The 14,832-nt window shown below is 70.1% G+C and carries 14 protein-coding genes; 5 read left to right on the top strand and 9 right to left on the bottom strand.

Annotated features, from left to right (window positions below; genetic code table 11):
* Position 1: 1 nt before the first annotated feature.
* From ACE3T5_RS09870 to ACE3T5_RS09900, 7 genes are read right to left on the bottom strand one after another with little or no spacing between them, the layout of a single operon-like run.
* Positions 2–991 carry an oligopeptide/dipeptide ABC transporter ATP-binding protein gene (locus tag ACE3T5_RS09870; RefSeq protein ID WP_374667026.1) on the bottom strand — a complete coding sequence of 330 codons (990 nt, stop codon included), beginning with the start codon at positions 989–991 and terminating at the stop codon, positions 2–4.
* On the bottom strand, positions 988–2,076 hold the full coding sequence (locus tag ACE3T5_RS09875; protein ID WP_374667028.1) for an ABC transporter ATP-binding protein: 1,089 nt from the start codon (positions 2,074–2,076) through the stop codon (positions 988–990). The genes ACE3T5_RS09870 and ACE3T5_RS09875 overlap by 4 nt, the downstream gene beginning before the upstream one ends.
* Positions 2,073–2,987, bottom strand: coding sequence for an ABC transporter permease (locus tag ACE3T5_RS09880; protein ID WP_374667030.1), 915 nt, complete (start codon positions 2,985–2,987; stop codon positions 2,073–2,075). The genes ACE3T5_RS09875 and ACE3T5_RS09880 overlap by 4 nt, the downstream gene beginning before the upstream one ends.
* Entirely contained in the window at positions 2,984–3,997 is a 1,014-nt protein-coding gene (locus ACE3T5_RS09885) for an ABC transporter permease (RefSeq protein ID WP_374667032.1), read from the bottom strand. The genes ACE3T5_RS09880 and ACE3T5_RS09885 overlap by 4 nt, the downstream gene beginning before the upstream one ends.
* Positions 3,998–4,006: 9 nt before the next feature.
* Positions 4,007–5,644: an ABC transporter substrate-binding protein gene (locus ACE3T5_RS09890; RefSeq protein WP_374667034.1), complete on the bottom strand. Its 1,638-nt coding sequence runs from the start codon at positions 5,642–5,644 to the stop codon at positions 4,007–4,009.
* A gap of 17 nt (positions 5,645–5,661) precedes the next feature.
* The gene (atzF, locus tag ACE3T5_RS09895) at positions 5,662–7,395 is read right to left on the bottom strand and encodes an allophanate hydrolase (RefSeq protein WP_374667036.1); all 1,734 of its coding nucleotides are present in this window, start codon (positions 7,393–7,395) and stop codon (positions 5,662–5,664) included.
* Positions 7,396–7,455: 60 nt separating this feature from the next.
* On the bottom strand, positions 7,456–8,196 hold the full coding sequence (locus tag ACE3T5_RS09900; RefSeq protein ID WP_374667038.1) for an NUDIX domain-containing protein: 741 nt from the start codon (positions 8,194–8,196) through the stop codon (positions 7,456–7,458).
* Between the two features lie 94 nt (positions 8,197–8,290).
* On the opposite strand from ACE3T5_RS09900, the gene ACE3T5_RS09905 reads away from it, so the two are divergent.
* From ACE3T5_RS09905 to ACE3T5_RS09925, 5 genes are all read left to right on the top strand, one after another.
* Positions 8,291–9,331, top strand: coding sequence for an SPFH domain-containing protein (locus tag ACE3T5_RS09905; RefSeq protein ID WP_374667040.1), 1,041 nt, complete (start codon positions 8,291–8,293; stop codon positions 9,329–9,331).
* Positions 9,328–10,260: a sugar kinase gene (locus ACE3T5_RS09910; RefSeq protein ID WP_374667042.1), complete on the top strand. Its 933-nt coding sequence runs from the start codon at positions 9,328–9,330 to the stop codon at positions 10,258–10,260. The genes ACE3T5_RS09905 and ACE3T5_RS09910 overlap by 4 nt, the downstream gene beginning before the upstream one ends.
* 298 nt (positions 10,261–10,558) lie before the next feature.
* Positions 10,559–12,487, top strand: a complete 1,929-nt coding sequence (locus ACE3T5_RS09915; RefSeq protein ID WP_374667045.1) for an AAA family ATPase — start codon at positions 10,559–10,561, stop codon at positions 12,485–12,487.
* Positions 12,488–12,539: 52 nt separating this feature from the next.
* Positions 12,540–13,223 carry a glutathione S-transferase family protein gene (locus ACE3T5_RS09920; RefSeq protein ID WP_374667047.1) on the top strand — a complete coding sequence of 228 codons (684 nt, stop codon included), beginning with the start codon at positions 12,540–12,542 and terminating at the stop codon, positions 13,221–13,223.
* Positions 13,223–13,840: a LysE family translocator gene (locus tag ACE3T5_RS09925; protein WP_374667050.1), complete on the top strand. Its 618-nt coding sequence runs from the start codon at positions 13,223–13,225 to the stop codon at positions 13,838–13,840. The genes ACE3T5_RS09920 and ACE3T5_RS09925 overlap by 1 nt, the downstream gene beginning before the upstream one ends.
* An 11-nt stretch (positions 13,841–13,851) precedes the next feature.
* Here ACE3T5_RS09925 and ACE3T5_RS09930 read toward each other — a convergent pair whose 3' ends face one another.
* Both ACE3T5_RS09930 and ACE3T5_RS09935 read right to left on the bottom strand, forming a co-directional pair.
* The gene (locus ACE3T5_RS09930; RefSeq protein WP_374667052.1) at positions 13,852–14,235 is read right to left on the bottom strand and encodes a hypothetical protein; all 384 of its coding nucleotides are present in this window, start codon (positions 14,233–14,235) and stop codon (positions 13,852–13,854) included.
* 85 nt (positions 14,236–14,320) lie between these two features.
* On the bottom strand, positions 14,321–14,794 hold the full coding sequence (locus ACE3T5_RS09935; RefSeq protein WP_374667055.1) for a VOC family protein: 474 nt from the start codon (positions 14,792–14,794) through the stop codon (positions 14,321–14,323).
* Positions 14,795–14,832: the final 38 nt, after the last annotated feature.

Genomic DNA, 14,832 nt, shown 5'->3' on the forward strand with positions numbered 1-14,832 from the left:
GTCAGAAGGCGGGGAGTTCGTCGGTGAAGTGGCAGGCCGCCTCGCGCCAGGCGCCCACCTCGCGCAGGGCGGGCGTGCGCGTCTCGCAGTCGGCACGGCCGTGCGGGCAACGGCCGTGGAAGCGGCAGCGCTCCACCGGCCGGCCGGCGATCTGGATCGGGCTCTGCGGCTCACCGGGCAGCAGGTGCGCAAGGGCGTCATGGCCGGCGCCGGGAATGGAGGCGATCAGCGCACGCGTGTAGGGGTGGCGCGGATCGGCGAACACCTCGTCGGCGGGGCCGCTCTCGACGATGCGGCCCAGGTACATCACGAGCACGCGGTCGCACAGCAGGCGCACGACGTTGAGATCGTGCGAGACGAACAGGAAGCTCATGCCCAGCTCGCGCTTGAGATTCGCCAGCAGCTGCAGGATGACCACCTGCACCGACACGTCGAGCGCGGCGGTGGGCTCGTCCAGCACCAGCAGTCGCGGCCGCAGCACCGCGGCGCGCGCGATGCCCACGCGCGCCTTCTGACCGCCCGACAGCTGGTGCGGAAAGCGTGGCAGCAGCACGCGAGGCAGGCCGGTGAGATCGGCGATCTCCTCCACCTGCCGGCGCAGTTCGGCGGCGTCCTTCACGCCCGCCAGCAGACGCAGCGGTTCGGCGATGGTGTCGAAGGCGGTGTAGCGCGGGTTCAGGCTCTCGTGCGGATCCTGGAACACCATCTGCACCTCGCGCCGCGCCTTGTGCTCGGGCATGTTGCGTGGATCGACCAGGCCGAGGTCCTGCCCCAGGAAGCGGATCTGGCCGTCGCTGAGCGGCAGCGTGCGCGTGAGCAGCCGCACCAGCGTGGACTTGCCGCAGCCGGATTCGCCCACCAGTCCCACCGTCTCACCCGCGGCGATGCGGAAGCTCACGCCATCCACCGCATGCAGATGACCGTGGCCCTGCGGCGTCTTCACCGGGAAGCGCTTGGCGAGGTCCATCACTTCGAGCAGGGCGGCGGTCATGCGGTGGGCCCGGTGGTGGTGGGTACGCGGGCGCCCTCACCCCAACCCTCTCCCGGAGGGAGAGGGAGATCCTGCTCCTCCCCCCTCCGGGGGGAGGCTGGGAGGGGGGCGCCCACCTCGGCCCGATGGCAACGCACCAGATGAGCCCCTTGCGTCTGCGTCGGCAGCGGCGCGTCACACACCGCGCTGCGCAGCCCGCAACGCTCCGCAAACCGGCACGGCGGCAGATCGGCACGGCGCAGATCCGGCAGGCTGCCGCCGATGGCGGTGAGCTCCGCCAGGCTGGCACGCCCCACCGGCGTGGCGCCGATCAGCTGGCGCGTGTACGGATGCTGCGGGGCGGTGAAGAGCACCTCGGTCGGCGCGGCCTCGACGATGTGCCCGGCATGCATCACCACGATGCGGTCGCACTGCTGGCGCGCCAGGCCCAGGTCGTGCGTGATGAGCAGCATGGCCATGCCGCGGCCGACCGTCTGTTCGCGGATCAGCGCCATGATCGCGGCCTGCGTGGTCACGTCCAGGCCGGTGGTGGGCTCGTCGGCGATCAGCAGCTTGGGGCCGCACGCCAGCGCCAGGGCGATCATCACCCGCTGGCAGAGCCCGCCCGACAGCTCGAAAGGGTAGGCGTGGTAGCGCCGCTCGGGATCGGGGATGCGCATGTCGGCCAGGCACTGCACGGCGCGCGCCTTGCGCTCGGCCGAGGTCACCGTGGTGTGCCGCGCCAGCACGTCCTCCAGCTGGTGGCCCACCTTGCGGATCGGGTTGAGCGCCACCTTGGGGTTCTGGAAGATCATCGAGACCTCGCGGCCGCGGATCGCCTGCAGGTCGCTCTCCTTCGCGCCGATCAGGTCCAGGCCGTCGAAGTTCGCGAGCCCCTGGGTGATCTTGGCGGCGCCGTCCGAGAGCCCCAGGATCGCGTACGCGAGCACGCTCTTGCCGGAACCGGACTCGCCCACCAGCCCCACCGTCTCGCCCTTGGCGAGTGAGAGGCTCACGTCCTCCAGCGCCCGCACGATGCCGTCACGGGTGCGGAACTGCAGCGACAGCCGCTGCACGTCCAGCAACGGGTGCGTACCGTGAATCATGTCCGCCTCCGCGGATCGATCAGGTCGCGCAGGCCGTCACCCAGCAGGTTGAAGGTGAACACGGCGAGCATCAGCACCGCGCCAGGGAACAGCGCCACCCACCACTCGCCGGAGATGATGTAGCCCGCGCCCTCCGCGACCATGATCCCCCACTCGGCCGCCGGCGGGCTGACGCCCAGGCCGATGAAGGAGAGGCCGGCCGCGTTCAGGATGGCCCAGCCCATGTTCAGCGACACCTGCACCATCATCGGCGGCATGGCGTTGGGGATCAGGTGCACAAGCAGAATGCGCGCATCGCCATTGCCAGCCAGGCGCGCGGCCTCGATGAAGCCCGCCTCGCGCCGCACATTCACCTCGGTCCGCGCCACGCGGATGTAGAAGGGCAGGTTCACCACCGCCGTGGCCAGGATGATGTTGGCCACCGAGTTGCCCATGGCGGCCACGATGCCCATGGCCAGCACGAAGAGCGGGAAGCTCATCACCATGTCGCAGCCGCGCATGACGATGCGCTCCAGCCAGCCGCCGAAGTAGCCGGCGCACGCGCCCAGCAGACCGCCGATGACGAACGAGGCGCCCACCGCCGACAGCGCGATGACGAAGTCGATGCGCGTGGCGACGATCACGCGCGAGAGGATGTCGCGGCCGAGCGAATCGGTGCCGAACCAGTGCTTCAGGCTCGGCGGCTGCAGGCTCGGGCCGACGTTGGTGGCGAGCGGGTTGTACGGCGCGATCCAGGGGCCGAGGATCGCGACCCCCACGAACAGCAGGAACAGCGTGGCGGCGAAGAGCGTGATCGGGTTGTCCGAGAGCACGTACTTCGCGTGCGACCAGAAGGTCTTTCGGCCTTCCTCCCTCCCCCCCCGGGGGAGGGTCGGGGTGGGGGCGCCCGCCGAGTCGACCACGGCACTCATGACGCCAACCTCACACGCGGATCGATCACCACATACAGCAGGTCGATCACCAGGTTCAGCAGGGTGTAGAGCAGCGCCATCGTGAGCACGAAGCCCTGTACCGGCGCGTAGTCGCTGGCCACCAGTGCCTCCAGCGCGAAGGAGCCGACACCGGGCCAGGCGAACACCTTCTCGACGATCACGCTCATGCCCAGCAGGAACGAGAACACCATGCCCAGCGTGGTCACCACCGGCAGCAGCGCGTTGCGAAAGGCGTAGCGCACGAGCACGGTGCCGGTGGACAGGCCCGAGGCGCGCGCGGTCCGTACGAAGTCGGCCGACAGCACGGCCAGCATCGAGGCGCGCGTCATGCGAGCGAGCGGCGCCAGCACGAAGATGCCCAGCGTCAGCACCGGCAGGATCATCTGCTTGGCTGCCGCGACGAACAGCTTCGCGTCGCCGGCAATCAGGGCGTCCACGGTGTAGAGGCCGGTCACCGTGGGCGGCGAGGTGAGGTAGGGGTCGAGCCGGCCTATGGGCGAGGGCGCCCAGCCGAGCACGAAGTAGAAGAGGTAGGCCAGCAGCAGGCCGGTGAAGAACGTGGGCAGCGAGACGCCTGCAGTGGTGACGAGCCGGCAGGCGTGGTCGATCCAGGAGTTGGGCCGCCGCGCGGCCGCGATGCCCAGCGGCACCGCCACCACGACCGCGAAGGCCAGCGAGGCCAGCACCAGTTCCAGCGAGGCAGGCAGCCGCGTGAGGATCTCCTGCCGCACCGGCTGGCCGGTGGAGAGCGCCTGGCCGAGATCACCACGCGCCAGGTCCTTGAGATAGATCCAGAACTGCTCTGGCAGCGGTTTGTTCAGGCCCAGCTTTTCGCGCACCTGGGCCACCGCCTCCTGCGTGCCGGCCGGACCCGCGAAGAACGCGGCCGGGTCACCCGGCAGCGCGCGGGTGAGCAGGAAGGTGATGAGCACGATGCCGAAGAGGTTCGGCAGCGCGCCCAGCAGGCGCTTGAGGACGAGCAGGGCCATGACAGGCGCTCAGGCGGGTACCGGGCCCTTCACCAGCTGCCGGTAGTCCGGCTCCAGGTGGAACCAGTACGTGTAGCCGGTGATGTTGGGCTGCATGGCCACGTCCATCATCGGCTGCACCAGCGGGATGCGCGGCACCTCCTCGTGGGCCAGCTTGATCATGTCCTTGACCATGCCGTCGTACAGCGGCTTGCTCTCCGCGAAGCGGGCGTTGGTGATCAGCTTGTCCATCACCGGGTTCTGGTAGCTCATGGTGTTGAACACCGCGTTCTGCCCGTGGTAGCACCAGAAGAAGAAGTACTCCGGGTAGTTGAGCCAGCCGCCGAAGCGGTTGATGGTCATCGGCATGTCCTTCTTCAGCAGCGCCGCGCGCCAGTTGGCGCCCGGCACCTTGTTGAGCGTGACCTTGATGCCGATCTGCGCCAGTGCCTCCTGGATCAGGATCGCGGTGGGCTCGCCCACGGTGGCGGAGCCGAGGTCGTAGGACAGCGTGGTCTCGAAAGGCGCCACGCCGGATTCGGTCATCAGCTGCTTGGCCTTCGCGATGTCCTGCTTGTAGCCATGCGGGATCGGCCACACGGGCGACTTGGGCTCGTTGCTGCCGCCGCTCATCTTGATGCCGCGGCCGTAGAAGGCCGACTCGAAGATCTTGTCGTAGGGCAGCGCGTAGGCCACCGCCTGACGCAGCTTCACGTTGTTGAAGGGCGGCTTGCTGGTGAGCATGCCCAGGTAGAACAGCGCGTTCTCCACCGGCAGGCTGGCCACCTTGAGCTTGCCCTTGTCGCCCGCGAAATCGCTGAAGTCCTTGGGCGGCAGCGAGTACGTCATGTCGATGTCGCCGCGCGCCAGCAGCGCCCGCCGGTTGCCGGCCGAGGGTACGTCGCGCTGGATGATGCGCTTGATCTTCGGCAGCGGGCCGCTCTTCCAGTCGTCGAAGCGCTCCAGCACCAGCTCCTGCCCCGGCTTCCAGCTCGCGACCTTGTACGCGCCGCCGCCGGCCTCATTGGTCTTCAGCCACTCGGCGGCCCAGGGGTCCTTGTCGGTGGCGTGCTTCTTCGCCAGCGTGCTGTTGTAGATGGAGGCGACCGGCACCGCCAGATCCGGCATGGACAGCTTGTCCTTGCGGATGAACTTGACGTGCAGGGTGTGCTTGTCCACCACCTTGAACTGCGAGGGCTCCTCCAGAGAGCCGGCCTTCATCTGGAAGGTGGGGAAGCCGCCCATGCCCAGCGCGCGATCGAAGCTCCACTTCACGTCATCGGCGGTGACCGGTGTGCCGTCATGGAACTTCGCATCCTTGCGCAGGTAGAAGGTCACGCCCATGCCGTCGGCGTCCATCTTCCAACGCTCGGCGAGTTCCGGCTCGAGCTTGCTGTAGTCGTACATCATGGAACCGTCGGGCAGCTTCTTGCGGCCGTAGGTCATGAGGCGGTCGTAGCAGTTCCAGGCCACGCCGTAGCTGGGCCGGTTGGCGCCCAGGCCATGGATGTCCAGCATGTTCGGGCCGAACTCGTTGGCCATGATCAGGACGTCCTTGCGGTCCTGCGCATGGGCCTGGCCGGCGGCCAGGGCGGTGGCCGCCACCGGCGTCAGGCTGGCGGCCTTCAGCACGGTGCGGCGGTTCGGGGAACGGTGGGCGTGCTTCATCGGATGCTCCAGACAGGTCAGGGTTGAACGGGCGCGGCCGCGCGCTGCGCCATGTAGGCGCGCCAGCCGCCGAGGGCGGTGATGTCCTGGGCGCCTTCGGTCGCCAGGGCTTCGCACAGGAAGCCCTGCACCGTGCCGCCATCGGCCAGCTTGAGCGTGCCGATGCCCAGGGGCTGGGGAATGAGCGCGACGAAGCTGCCGTAGTGGCAGGCCGGCATCTCCCAGATTTCCAGTGCCACGGCGCCGCCGGTGCCAGCGGGCACGCGCACCAGGCCGGGCTTGGGCGGCGTGGTGCCGGGCAGCGCATAGAAGCGGTAGTCGGGCGCGGTCTGCGTGGTGCGCAGCAGGCGCGCGCCGCGCTCGGTGAGCTGGCTGTTCAGGGGCATGCCCGACAGGTGCGCGCCGACGACGGCCACCTGCACGGTGGGCTCGGGCGCGAGGCCGGGGATCGCCTCCGGCGCCGGCAGCGGCTGCCCCGTGGCACCGACAGGCAGGCCGGTGGCGTGATGGAATCGCTGCCCCAGGTCCGCCAGTTGCAGATCACTCGCGCAGGGGCCAATGAGCGTGATGCCGAACGGCAGCCCGTCGCGCCGCATCGTGGCCGGCACCGACAGCGCGGCGTAGTCCAGCAAATTGACGAAGTTGGTGTACGCGCCCAGGTTGCGGTTCAGCGCCACCGGGTCGGCCAGCATCTGGGCGATCGTGTAGTGCGTGGGCGCTGTCGGCACCACCAGCACGTCGATGCGTTCCCACATCGCATCAGCCACCTGGCCCAGCGCGCGCAGCTGCGTCTGCGCCTCGCAATAGTCGGCCGCGCTGTGGCCGCAGCCACCGCCGATGATGCCGCGCACCGGCTCCATCACGTCCTGCTCGCGACCGTCGAAGAAGCTGCGCACCGCGGCGTAGCGCTCGGCCACCAGCGCGCTTTCATACAGCAGCGCGGCGGCCTGGGCGAGCGGCGTGTAGTCGATGGTGACCGGCGTGCCGCCGAGATCGCGCAGGCGCTGCACGGACTCGTCGAAGGCGGCCTGCGCCAGCGAGTCACCGAAGAAGGTGAGCCGGTCCGGCACGCCGAACCGGAAGGCGAAGGGCAGCGGCCGGTTCGCCAGCTTCAGCGCACGCGAATACGGGTCCTTCATGTCGTGGCCCATCGCCACCTGCAGCACGCGCACGGCCAGCACCACCGTCGGCGCGAAGATGGACACGCAGTCCACGCTCTGCGCCGCAGGCACCACGCCCTGCGCGCTGATCAGGCCCTTGGAGGGCTTGAGGCCCACGATGTTGTTCAGGCCGGCCGGCACGCGACCGGAACCGGCGGTGTCCGTCCCCAGCGCGAAGTCCACCTGCCCGGTCGCGACCGCGTAGGCGGAGCCCGAGCTGGAGCCGCCGCTCACGTAGGCGGGGTTGATGGCGTTGGGCACCTCGCCATACGGCGAGCGCGTGCCGTTCAGGCCGCAGGCGAACTGGTCGAGGTTGGTCTTGCCCAGGCAGGCCGCACCAGCATCGAGCAGCTTCTGCACCACGGTGGCATGGTGGTCAGGGCGGTAGGCGAAGCCGGGGCAGGCGGCCGTGGTGGGCACGCCGGCGACGTCGATGTTGTCCTTGACGGCGAAGCGCAGGCCGGACAGCGGACCGTCGAAAGCGGTGCGCAGCGGCCCCTCGAACGCGGTGATCCAGGCGGCGGCGGGCCCCTCGCGACGGAGGGCCCCGGCGCGAGGGCCGGACAAGGATGGGGAGGAGGCTTGCACCATGTTCGAGCATCCAATCTTGGATACAAGAACAGATGCAAGGGGCGTGCCAAGCCCGGCGGGCTACTCTCCTGAGCGGAACGTGCGCGGAAAGATCGCGGGCCGCTCCCGGTCCACCACGCGGTAGCCCATGGCCGCGCGGCCGGAAGGGGCATCGACCAGGCCCACCTCCTCCAGGAAGCCGCTGTCCAGCATGCGCTTGCGGAACGCGCTCTTGTCCAGGGCGCGGCCCAGCACCACTTCATACACGCGCTGCAGCTCGGGCAGGGTGAAGGGTTCCGGCAACAGGAAGGCGGGCAGCGACGTGTATTCCACCTTGCCGCGCAGGCGCTGCAACGCCGCGGCCAGGATCTCGCCGTGGTCGAAGGCGAGGCGCCGGCGCGCGGCCTCATCGGCCTGCACCCACTCGCTGGGCGCCGTGCCCTGGGGCGATGCAGTCTCATCGGCGGGCGGCGCAATGAGCGCGAACCACGCATGCGTGGCCGACCAGCCGCGCGGGTCGCGCCGGGCGCCGCCCCAGCTGCCCAGCTGCTCCAGGTAGGGCGCGGCCACGCCGGTCTTCTCGCGCAGCTTGCGCAGGGCGCAGGCCTGCAGCGACGCATCGCGATGGATGTCGACGAAGCCGCCCGGCAGCGCCCAGCGGCCCGGGTAGGGCTCGGCCGCATCGTCCGGCCGGCGCACCAGCAGCACGCGCAGGGCGTCGCCGACCACGGTGAAGATGATCACGTCCACCGTGACCAGCGGCCGGTCGAAGCTCAGGTCACCGGCGGGCCCGGCGGCGGCAGGGGCGGAACGACGTGGCATCGGAACTCCTTGACAGCCTGGAATTGGGTTGTACTATACAACCTCAAAGGGTTGCACAGTGCAACCATCAGGGCCCGCCGCGAAAGGAGAACCCATGCTCGGCATCCACTTCATCAAGACCCAGCCCACCACCCACCTCATGCAGTTCCGCCGCGGCCGGCTGGTGCGCGAGGGCGCGGGCCTCTCGCTGCTGTACTACGCGCCGGCCAGCACCGTGGTGGCGGTGCCGGTGGCCAGCCAGGACGTGGGCTTCATGCTGGAACTGGTCACGCGCGACTTCCAGTCCGTCACCGTGCAGGGGCAGGTGAGCTGGCGCGTGGGCGACCCGCGCAAGACGGCCGCGCTGATGGATTTCTCGCTGCTGGCCGATGGGCGCCATGCCTCGGAAGACCCGCAGCGCCTGCGCGACCAGGTGGTGACGCAGGCCAGCGTGATCATCCAGCAGGCGATCCAGGCGCTGGACCTGAAGCAGGCCATCCAGGCCTCGGCCACCGTGGCGCAGGCCGCGCAGTCGCAGCTGGCCGCGCAGCCCGGCATGCAGGCCCTGGGTCTGGAGGTGCTGGGCGTGTCGGTGTCCGCGATCCGCCCCACGCCCGACATTGCTCGTGCGCTGGAAGCCGAGGCACGCGAGGCGAGTCTGCGCGCGGCGGACGACGCGATCTACCAGCGCCGCATGGCGGCGGTGCAGAACGAGCGCTCCATTCGCCAGAACGAGCTGGACACCGAGGTGGCTGTGGAGGAGAAGAAGCGCCAGATCAAGGAAGCGCAGATGGAGGCACGCGCCGCCCTGCTGCGCCGCGAGCACGCCCTGCGCGACGAGCAGATGGCGGCCGACGTGGCCCTGGAGCAGGAGCGCAAGGCGCTGGTGGCGAGCCAGGCCGAGAACACGCGCGCGCTCGCTGAGGCCGAGGCGCATCGCGTGCAGGCCGTGATGCAGGCACTGGAGAAGGCCGATCCACGGGTGGTGCAGGCCCTGGCCGCCGCGGGCATGCAGCCCGGTCAGCTGATCGCGCAGGCCTTCGGCGGCATCGCGGAGAAGGCCGAGCGCATCGGCCAGCTCAACGTGTCGCCGGATCTGCTGCAGGCGCTGATGAACAGCGCCGCTTCACCCGCCGGCGCGCGGAGAGCGCAGTGAGCAGCAACCTGCCGCGCCGCGTGATCCTGGTGACGCGCCGCACGCGCCTGCAGGAGATCGTGGCGCGGCACAACACGCTGGCGCAGGCCCGCTTCACCATCGAGCACCTGGGCGCGGACTTCGGTGACTACCTGCGCGAAGACGAAGCCTACAGCGCCAGCCTGCGCGTCACCGTGGAGGCGCTGCAGGCCTGGGGCCGCTGGCAGATGGTGGACCGCACGCTGCTGGCCAACTTCGTCTTCGACGGCAGCGACATCGTGGTGGCGCTGGGCCAGGACGGCCTGGTGGCCAACACGCTGAAGTACCTGGATGGCCAGCCATTGCTGGGCTTGAACCCCGAGCCCGCGCGCTGGGACGGCGTGCTGCTGCCCTTCGGCCCGGCCGACCTGCGCGTGGTGCTGCCCGAGGTGGCGGCTGGCCGCCGCGCCGACCGCGCGATCACGATGGCGCAGGTGAAGCTGAGTGACGGGCAGACGCTGCTGGGCGTGAACGACCTGTTCATCGGTCCGCGCAGCCACACCTCGGCGCTCTACGACATCCGCCAGGGCCGCTCGGCCGAAACGCAATCGTCCTCGGGCCTGATCGTCGCCACCGGCCTCGGCTCCACCGCGTGGCTGAAGAGCGTGGTCACCGGCTCGATGGCGATCGCGGGCGCGCTGGGCGGCCCGGCCCGTGACGCCTGGCAGCCGCTGGCCTGGGACGCGCCGCACCTCGTGTATGCCGTACGCGAGCCCTTCCCCAGCCGCGGCTCGCAGGCCACGCTGGTCTATGGCCAGGTCGATGCGCAGCAGCCCCTCGTGCTGCGCTCGCGCATGCCCGACCACGGGGTCATCTTCTCCGACGGCATGGAGGCCGACTTCCTGCGCTTCCCGGCCGGCATGGAGGCGGTGGTCGGGCCGGCGCAGCGGCGCGGGCGGCTGGTGGTGTGACTCACCGGCGCAACACTTCGCCTTCACGGTCTTGCGCGACGCCGCGCTCCCCCCGCACAATCGCGCCTCTTTCCATTCCAACCCGATCCGCCGAAGCCATGTTCTTCCTTGTCGTGATCTGACACCGCCTCATCTGCCGCCCCGGCTGGATGTGCGCGCCACTTCCAGCCAGAGCGGCCCGCCGCAGCCCTGGCCGACGACCGTTCAGCCGGGGCTGTCTGCTTTTCGAGGTGCACGAGCGTGCACAGGTGTGGATCCGCGCGGCCGCCAAGGCGCCGCGCCACAAGAAACCAGAATCATGGACGCAACCACTCTTCGCGGCCGCATCGCCCTGCGCAGCGAGCGGCTGCAGCAAATCAGCTGCGAGCTGAAGGCCGAACTGTTCGGCATCGACTCCATCATCGACCGCGTGATCGAGACCGTGCGCGCGTGGTACGTGCTGCCTGAGCTCGTGCAGCGGCCGGTCATCGTGTGCCTGTGGGGCCTCACCGGCACCGGCAAGACGCAGCTGGTGCGCCTGCTGGCCACCAAGCTCGGCTTCCAGGACCGCTTCGTCGAGGTGCAGATGGATGGCTTCTCGCACGGCTCCGGCTACTGGAGCGACAGCATCTCGGGCCTGCTCGGTGACTCCGGCGTGCAGGAGGGCGCGCCCGGCATCCTGCTGCTGGACGAGTTCCAGCGCTTCCGCACCGTCAACGAGAAGGGGGACGAGCTGAAGGTGCAGCGCTACCAGGACGTGTGGGCGCTGCTGTCAGACGGGCGCCTGCCGCCGCTGCTGTCGTTCATGGGCGACCTGGAGTCGGCCGTGGCCAGCTCCGAATACGACCGCGACGAGGCGCGCAGCGACGACGAGGAGGACGACACCGCTTCCACGCCTGCTGCCGCGCCCGCCAAGCCCCGCAAGCGCCGCCGCTTCGCGCTCTCGCCCTATGAGGCGCGCGAGCTGCGCCGCTGCCTGAAGCTGACCGATCCGCTGCTGGAGGTGATGGCCTGGCCGGCCGATCGCGTGCTGGCCGCGCTGCAGGCTTTTCGCGAGCAGCCCGAGCGATGGGCCACCGACTACAGCCGCCTGCTGATCGTGGTGACCGGCAACCTGGACGAGATGTACCGGGGCGTGGCCACGCGCGTGCAGGACTGCGACACCGACGCCGACATCTTCCACCGCTACACCAGCCGCCTGTCACTGATCGACGTGAAGAAGGCACTGGGCAAGCGCTTCAAGCCGGAGCAGATCGCGCGGCTGGGCAACAACCATCTGGTCTACCCGAGCCTGGACCGGCGCACCTACGAGCGCCTGATCGAGCAGCAGACCGAGCGCCAGGCCGCCGAGGTCGGCAGGAGCGCCGGCCTGCAGATCGAGGTGGATGCATCGGTGCGCGGCGCGATCTACTCCAACGGCGTGTTCCCCGCACAGGGCACGCGGCCGCTGTTCTCGTCGCTGCAGGCCCTGCTGGGCGCGCCGCTGGTCAACGCCAGCGTGTGGGCGCTGGAGCAGGGCGCGGACACGGGTGACCGGCTGCGCCTCACGCTCGCGCCCGACCAGCAGCATCTGCAGGCCTGCTGGGGCGAACACACGCGCCTGCTGGCCGCGCCCTTCGACGTGAACCGTCTCAAGCAGCGCAGCGACCCGGACTTCCGCGCGCTGCTGGCGGTGCACGAGGCCGGCCACGCGCTCGTCTACGGCCTGCTCATGGGCCACGTGCCGCTGGAGCTGAAGATCAACGTGGCCTCCTTCAGTGGCGGCTACAACAGCTTCATGCCGCTGAAGGCGGAGTCGCGCCGCGACGTGCTGGACATGATCTGCGTCGGTCTCGCCGGCCGCGCCGCGGAGCTGCTGGTGTTCGGCCCCGACGCCATCACCACCGGCGCCGAGCAGGACCTGCGCGTGGCCACGGCCGATGCGGCGCCCTTCGTGCGCTGGCACGGCTTTGCCGGCCGGCTGAGCCGTACCGACGTGGGCGCGGATCCAGACTGTGAGATCAACACCTCCATCGCTGCCACCGACGCCGCGATCGAGCAGACGCTGGCCGCGCAGTACGAGCGCGCGCAGCGCCTGCTGAAGGAGCAGTCGGCACTGCTGGCCCGCGTGGCCGATGCACTGATGCGCGACGGTGAGCTGCCGCGCGAGGCGCTCGCGCAGATGCTGGGTCTGCCGGTGACGGAGGAGATCGGCGTGCGGCCGCGCTTCGCCGAGCGGCTGCAGGCGCTGGTGCGCGAGCGTGCCTGATGGGCCTGCGGCCGCTTGGACAAGGCGGCCCGCGTGCCTTAGGCTTGGCCCCATGGCCCTGACCCTGCACCACCACCCGCTCTCGTCGTCCTGCCACAAGGTGCTGATCGCGCTCTACGAGCTGGGCATCCCGTTCGAGGGCCGATTCCTCAACCTGGGCGACCCCGAGGAGCGCGCGCGCTTCGTCGCGCTGTGGCCCACCGGCAAGATGCCGCTGCTGGAAGACAAAGGCCACGTGGTGCCGGAGACGACGATCATCATCGAGCATCTGGTGCTGCGTCACGCGCGCGCCGCGCAGACGCTGATTCCGGCGGATTCGCAGGCCGCGCTGGAGGTGCGGCTGATGGAGCGGCTGCTCGACCTGTACGTGATGATGCCCATGCAGGCCATCGTGGCGGATCACCTGCGGGCCGCGGCCGACCGCGACGCGCTCGCGGTCGCCCAGGCCAGCGCCACGCTGACCACGGCCTACGGCCTGCTGGAGCGGCGGCTCGGCGAGCGCGAGTGGATGGCGGGCAACGCCTTCAGCATGGCGGACTGCACGGCCGCGCCGGCGCTGTTCTATGCGACGACGCTCGTGCCGCTGGGTGACGAGCAGCCGCGCCTGGCGAGCTACTTCGAGCGTGTCGTCGAGCGCCCCAGCGTGGCGCGCGTGCTGGACGAGGCCCGGCCCTACTTCCGCTTCTATCCCTTCAGCGAGCGGCTGCCGCGGCGCTTCTGGTCGGGGGACGAGTGATGTCGCTGCTGGCCTTCTTCATCGCCGCGGTCGTTCTGGCCATCACGCCGGGGCCGGGCGTGGCCTATGTGGTGGCGCGCACCGTAGCGGGCGGCCGTGAGGAGGGCCTGGCCTCGTGCCTGGGCACCGGCCTGGGCGGCATGCTGCACGTGCTGGCCGCGGCGCTGGGCCTGTCGCTGGTCATCGCGCAGAGTGCACTGGCCTTCAGCCTGCTGAAGTATCTCGGCGCGGCCTACCTCATCTACCTCGGCGTGCGCATGCTGCGCAGCCAGGCGTCTGCCGTCGCCGTCGAGCACGTCACCGCGCAAGGCCCTCGGCGCGCGTTTCGCGAAGGCGTCGTCGTCGAGTTGCTGAACGTGAAGACCGCCCTGTTCTTCCTCGCCTTCCTGCCCCAGTTCGTGACACCGGGTAAGCCCATCGCGCTGCAGCTCGCCGCGCTGGGCACGTTCTGCGTCGTGCTCAATACGCTGGTGGATGTGCTGGCCGTCTTCGGCGCGCAGGCGCTGCTGGGGTCCAGCGCCTGGCGCGCCGGCCGCGCGCGGATGATGACCCGCGCGTCCGGCCTGACGATGCTGGGCCTGGGCGCGTACCTGGCGCTGGCGAAGCGCCCGACCTGAGGCATGCGCGCTCAGGTGGCGGACGAATCCCCCGCCATCGCCCGCAGCTGCCGCAGCAGATCCCGCTTGCCCTTGGCGTTGGCGCCGCGCCAGGCCGCCCGCGCCACCTCCAGGAAGTGCTGCTCCGCGCCATCGGGCACGCTGCTGTCCTCATGCGGCTGGTCCAGCCAGCCCGCGGGCCGCGCGGCATGGTGCTCGATCTGCCGCGCCAGCTTGTCGCTGATGGGCCGGTCCTTCTTGATCTGCGACCACATGCTGGCCGACACCTGGATCAGCGCCGCAAAGGCCTGTTCGAGGCCCTTGGCCGCATCGCCGGCGGCCATGCGGTCCTGTGCCCAGGCTCGGTAAAGCGCCAGGGCGTTGGCGCGGCGGACTTTGGTGATGTTATCGGTCAAGGATCGGCGCGGCAGAGGGACACGCCGGATTGTGCGGCATCCGCGCCGCCCGCATAAATACTCTTTACAGGCGGCCCGGGCGCCCTCAGCCCCGCCGCGCCGCCTCGATCGCCGCGATGTCGATCTTGCCCATCTGCATCATCGCCTCGAACACGCGACGCGCCACAACGGGGTCCGGGTCGGCGATGCCTTCGGTCAGCACGCGCGGGGTGATCTGCCAGTTCAGCCCCCACTTGTCCTTGCACCAGCCGCAGGCGCTGGCTTGCCCGCCGTGGTCGATGATCGCGTCCCACAGGCGGTCGGTCTCGGCCTGGTCCTCGGTGGGAATCTGGAGCGAGAACGCCTCCGTGTGGGGGAAGGCCGGCCCGCCGTTCAGGCCGATGCACGACAGGCCCATCAGCGTGAACGCCACCGTGAGGACACCGCCTTGGCGGCCGGAAGGGTAGTCGGCCGGCGCGTGGAACACGCCCGTGACCCGGGTGTCCGGGAACGTGCGCGCATAGAACTCGGCGGCTTCCAGGGCGGCGCCGTCATACCAGATGCAGAGGGTGGGGGTCATGTTGGGGGCTCCTTGGGACCGGGCGTGAAGAGACCGCG

The sequence above is a fragment of the Ramlibacter sp. genome (assembly GCF_041916345.1).
Lineage (GTDB): Bacteria > Pseudomonadota > Gammaproteobacteria > Burkholderiales > Burkholderiaceae_C > Ramlibacter.

Excerpts from the sequence above, each read along its gene's own strand:
- ACE3T5_RS09885 (WP_374667032.1), bottom strand. The coding sequence starts at position 3,997 with ATGGCCCTGCTCGTCCTCAAGCGCCTGCTGGGCGCGCTGCCGAACCTC.
- ACE3T5_RS09915 (WP_374667045.1), top strand. The coding sequence starts at position 10,559 with ATGGACGCAACCACTCTTCGCGGCCGCATCGCCCTGCGCAGCGAGCGG.
- atzF (WP_374667036.1), bottom strand. The coding sequence starts at position 7,395 with ATGGTGCAAGCCTCCTCCCCATCCTTGTCCGGCCCTCGCGCCGGGGCC.
- ACE3T5_RS09875 (WP_374667028.1), bottom strand. The coding sequence starts at position 2,076 with ATGATTCACGGTACGCACCCGTTGCTGGACGTGCAGCGGCTGTCGCTG.
- ACE3T5_RS09890 (WP_374667034.1), bottom strand. The coding sequence starts at position 5,644 with ATGAAGCACGCCCACCGTTCCCCGAACCGCCGCACCGTGCTGAAGGCC.
- ACE3T5_RS09925 (WP_374667050.1), top strand. The coding sequence starts at position 13,223 with ATGTCGCTGCTGGCCTTCTTCATCGCCGCGGTCGTTCTGGCCATCACG.
- ACE3T5_RS09870 (WP_374667026.1), bottom strand. The coding sequence starts at position 991 with ATGACCGCCGCCCTGCTCGAAGTGATGGACCTCGCCAAGCGCTTCCCG.
- ACE3T5_RS09880 (WP_374667030.1), bottom strand. The coding sequence starts at position 2,987 with ATGAGTGCCGTGGTCGACTCGGCGGGCGCCCCCACCCCGACCCTCCCC.
- ACE3T5_RS09935 (WP_374667055.1), bottom strand. The coding sequence starts at position 14,794 with ATGACCCCCACCCTCTGCATCTGGTATGACGGCGCCGCCCTGGAAGCC.
- ACE3T5_RS09900 (WP_374667038.1), bottom strand. The coding sequence starts at position 8,196 with ATGCCACGTCGTTCCGCCCCTGCCGCCGCCGGGCCCGCCGGTGACCTG.
- ACE3T5_RS09920 (WP_374667047.1), top strand. The coding sequence starts at position 12,540 with ATGGCCCTGACCCTGCACCACCACCCGCTCTCGTCGTCCTGCCACAAG.
- ACE3T5_RS09905 (WP_374667040.1), top strand. The coding sequence starts at position 8,291 with ATGCTCGGCATCCACTTCATCAAGACCCAGCCCACCACCCACCTCATG.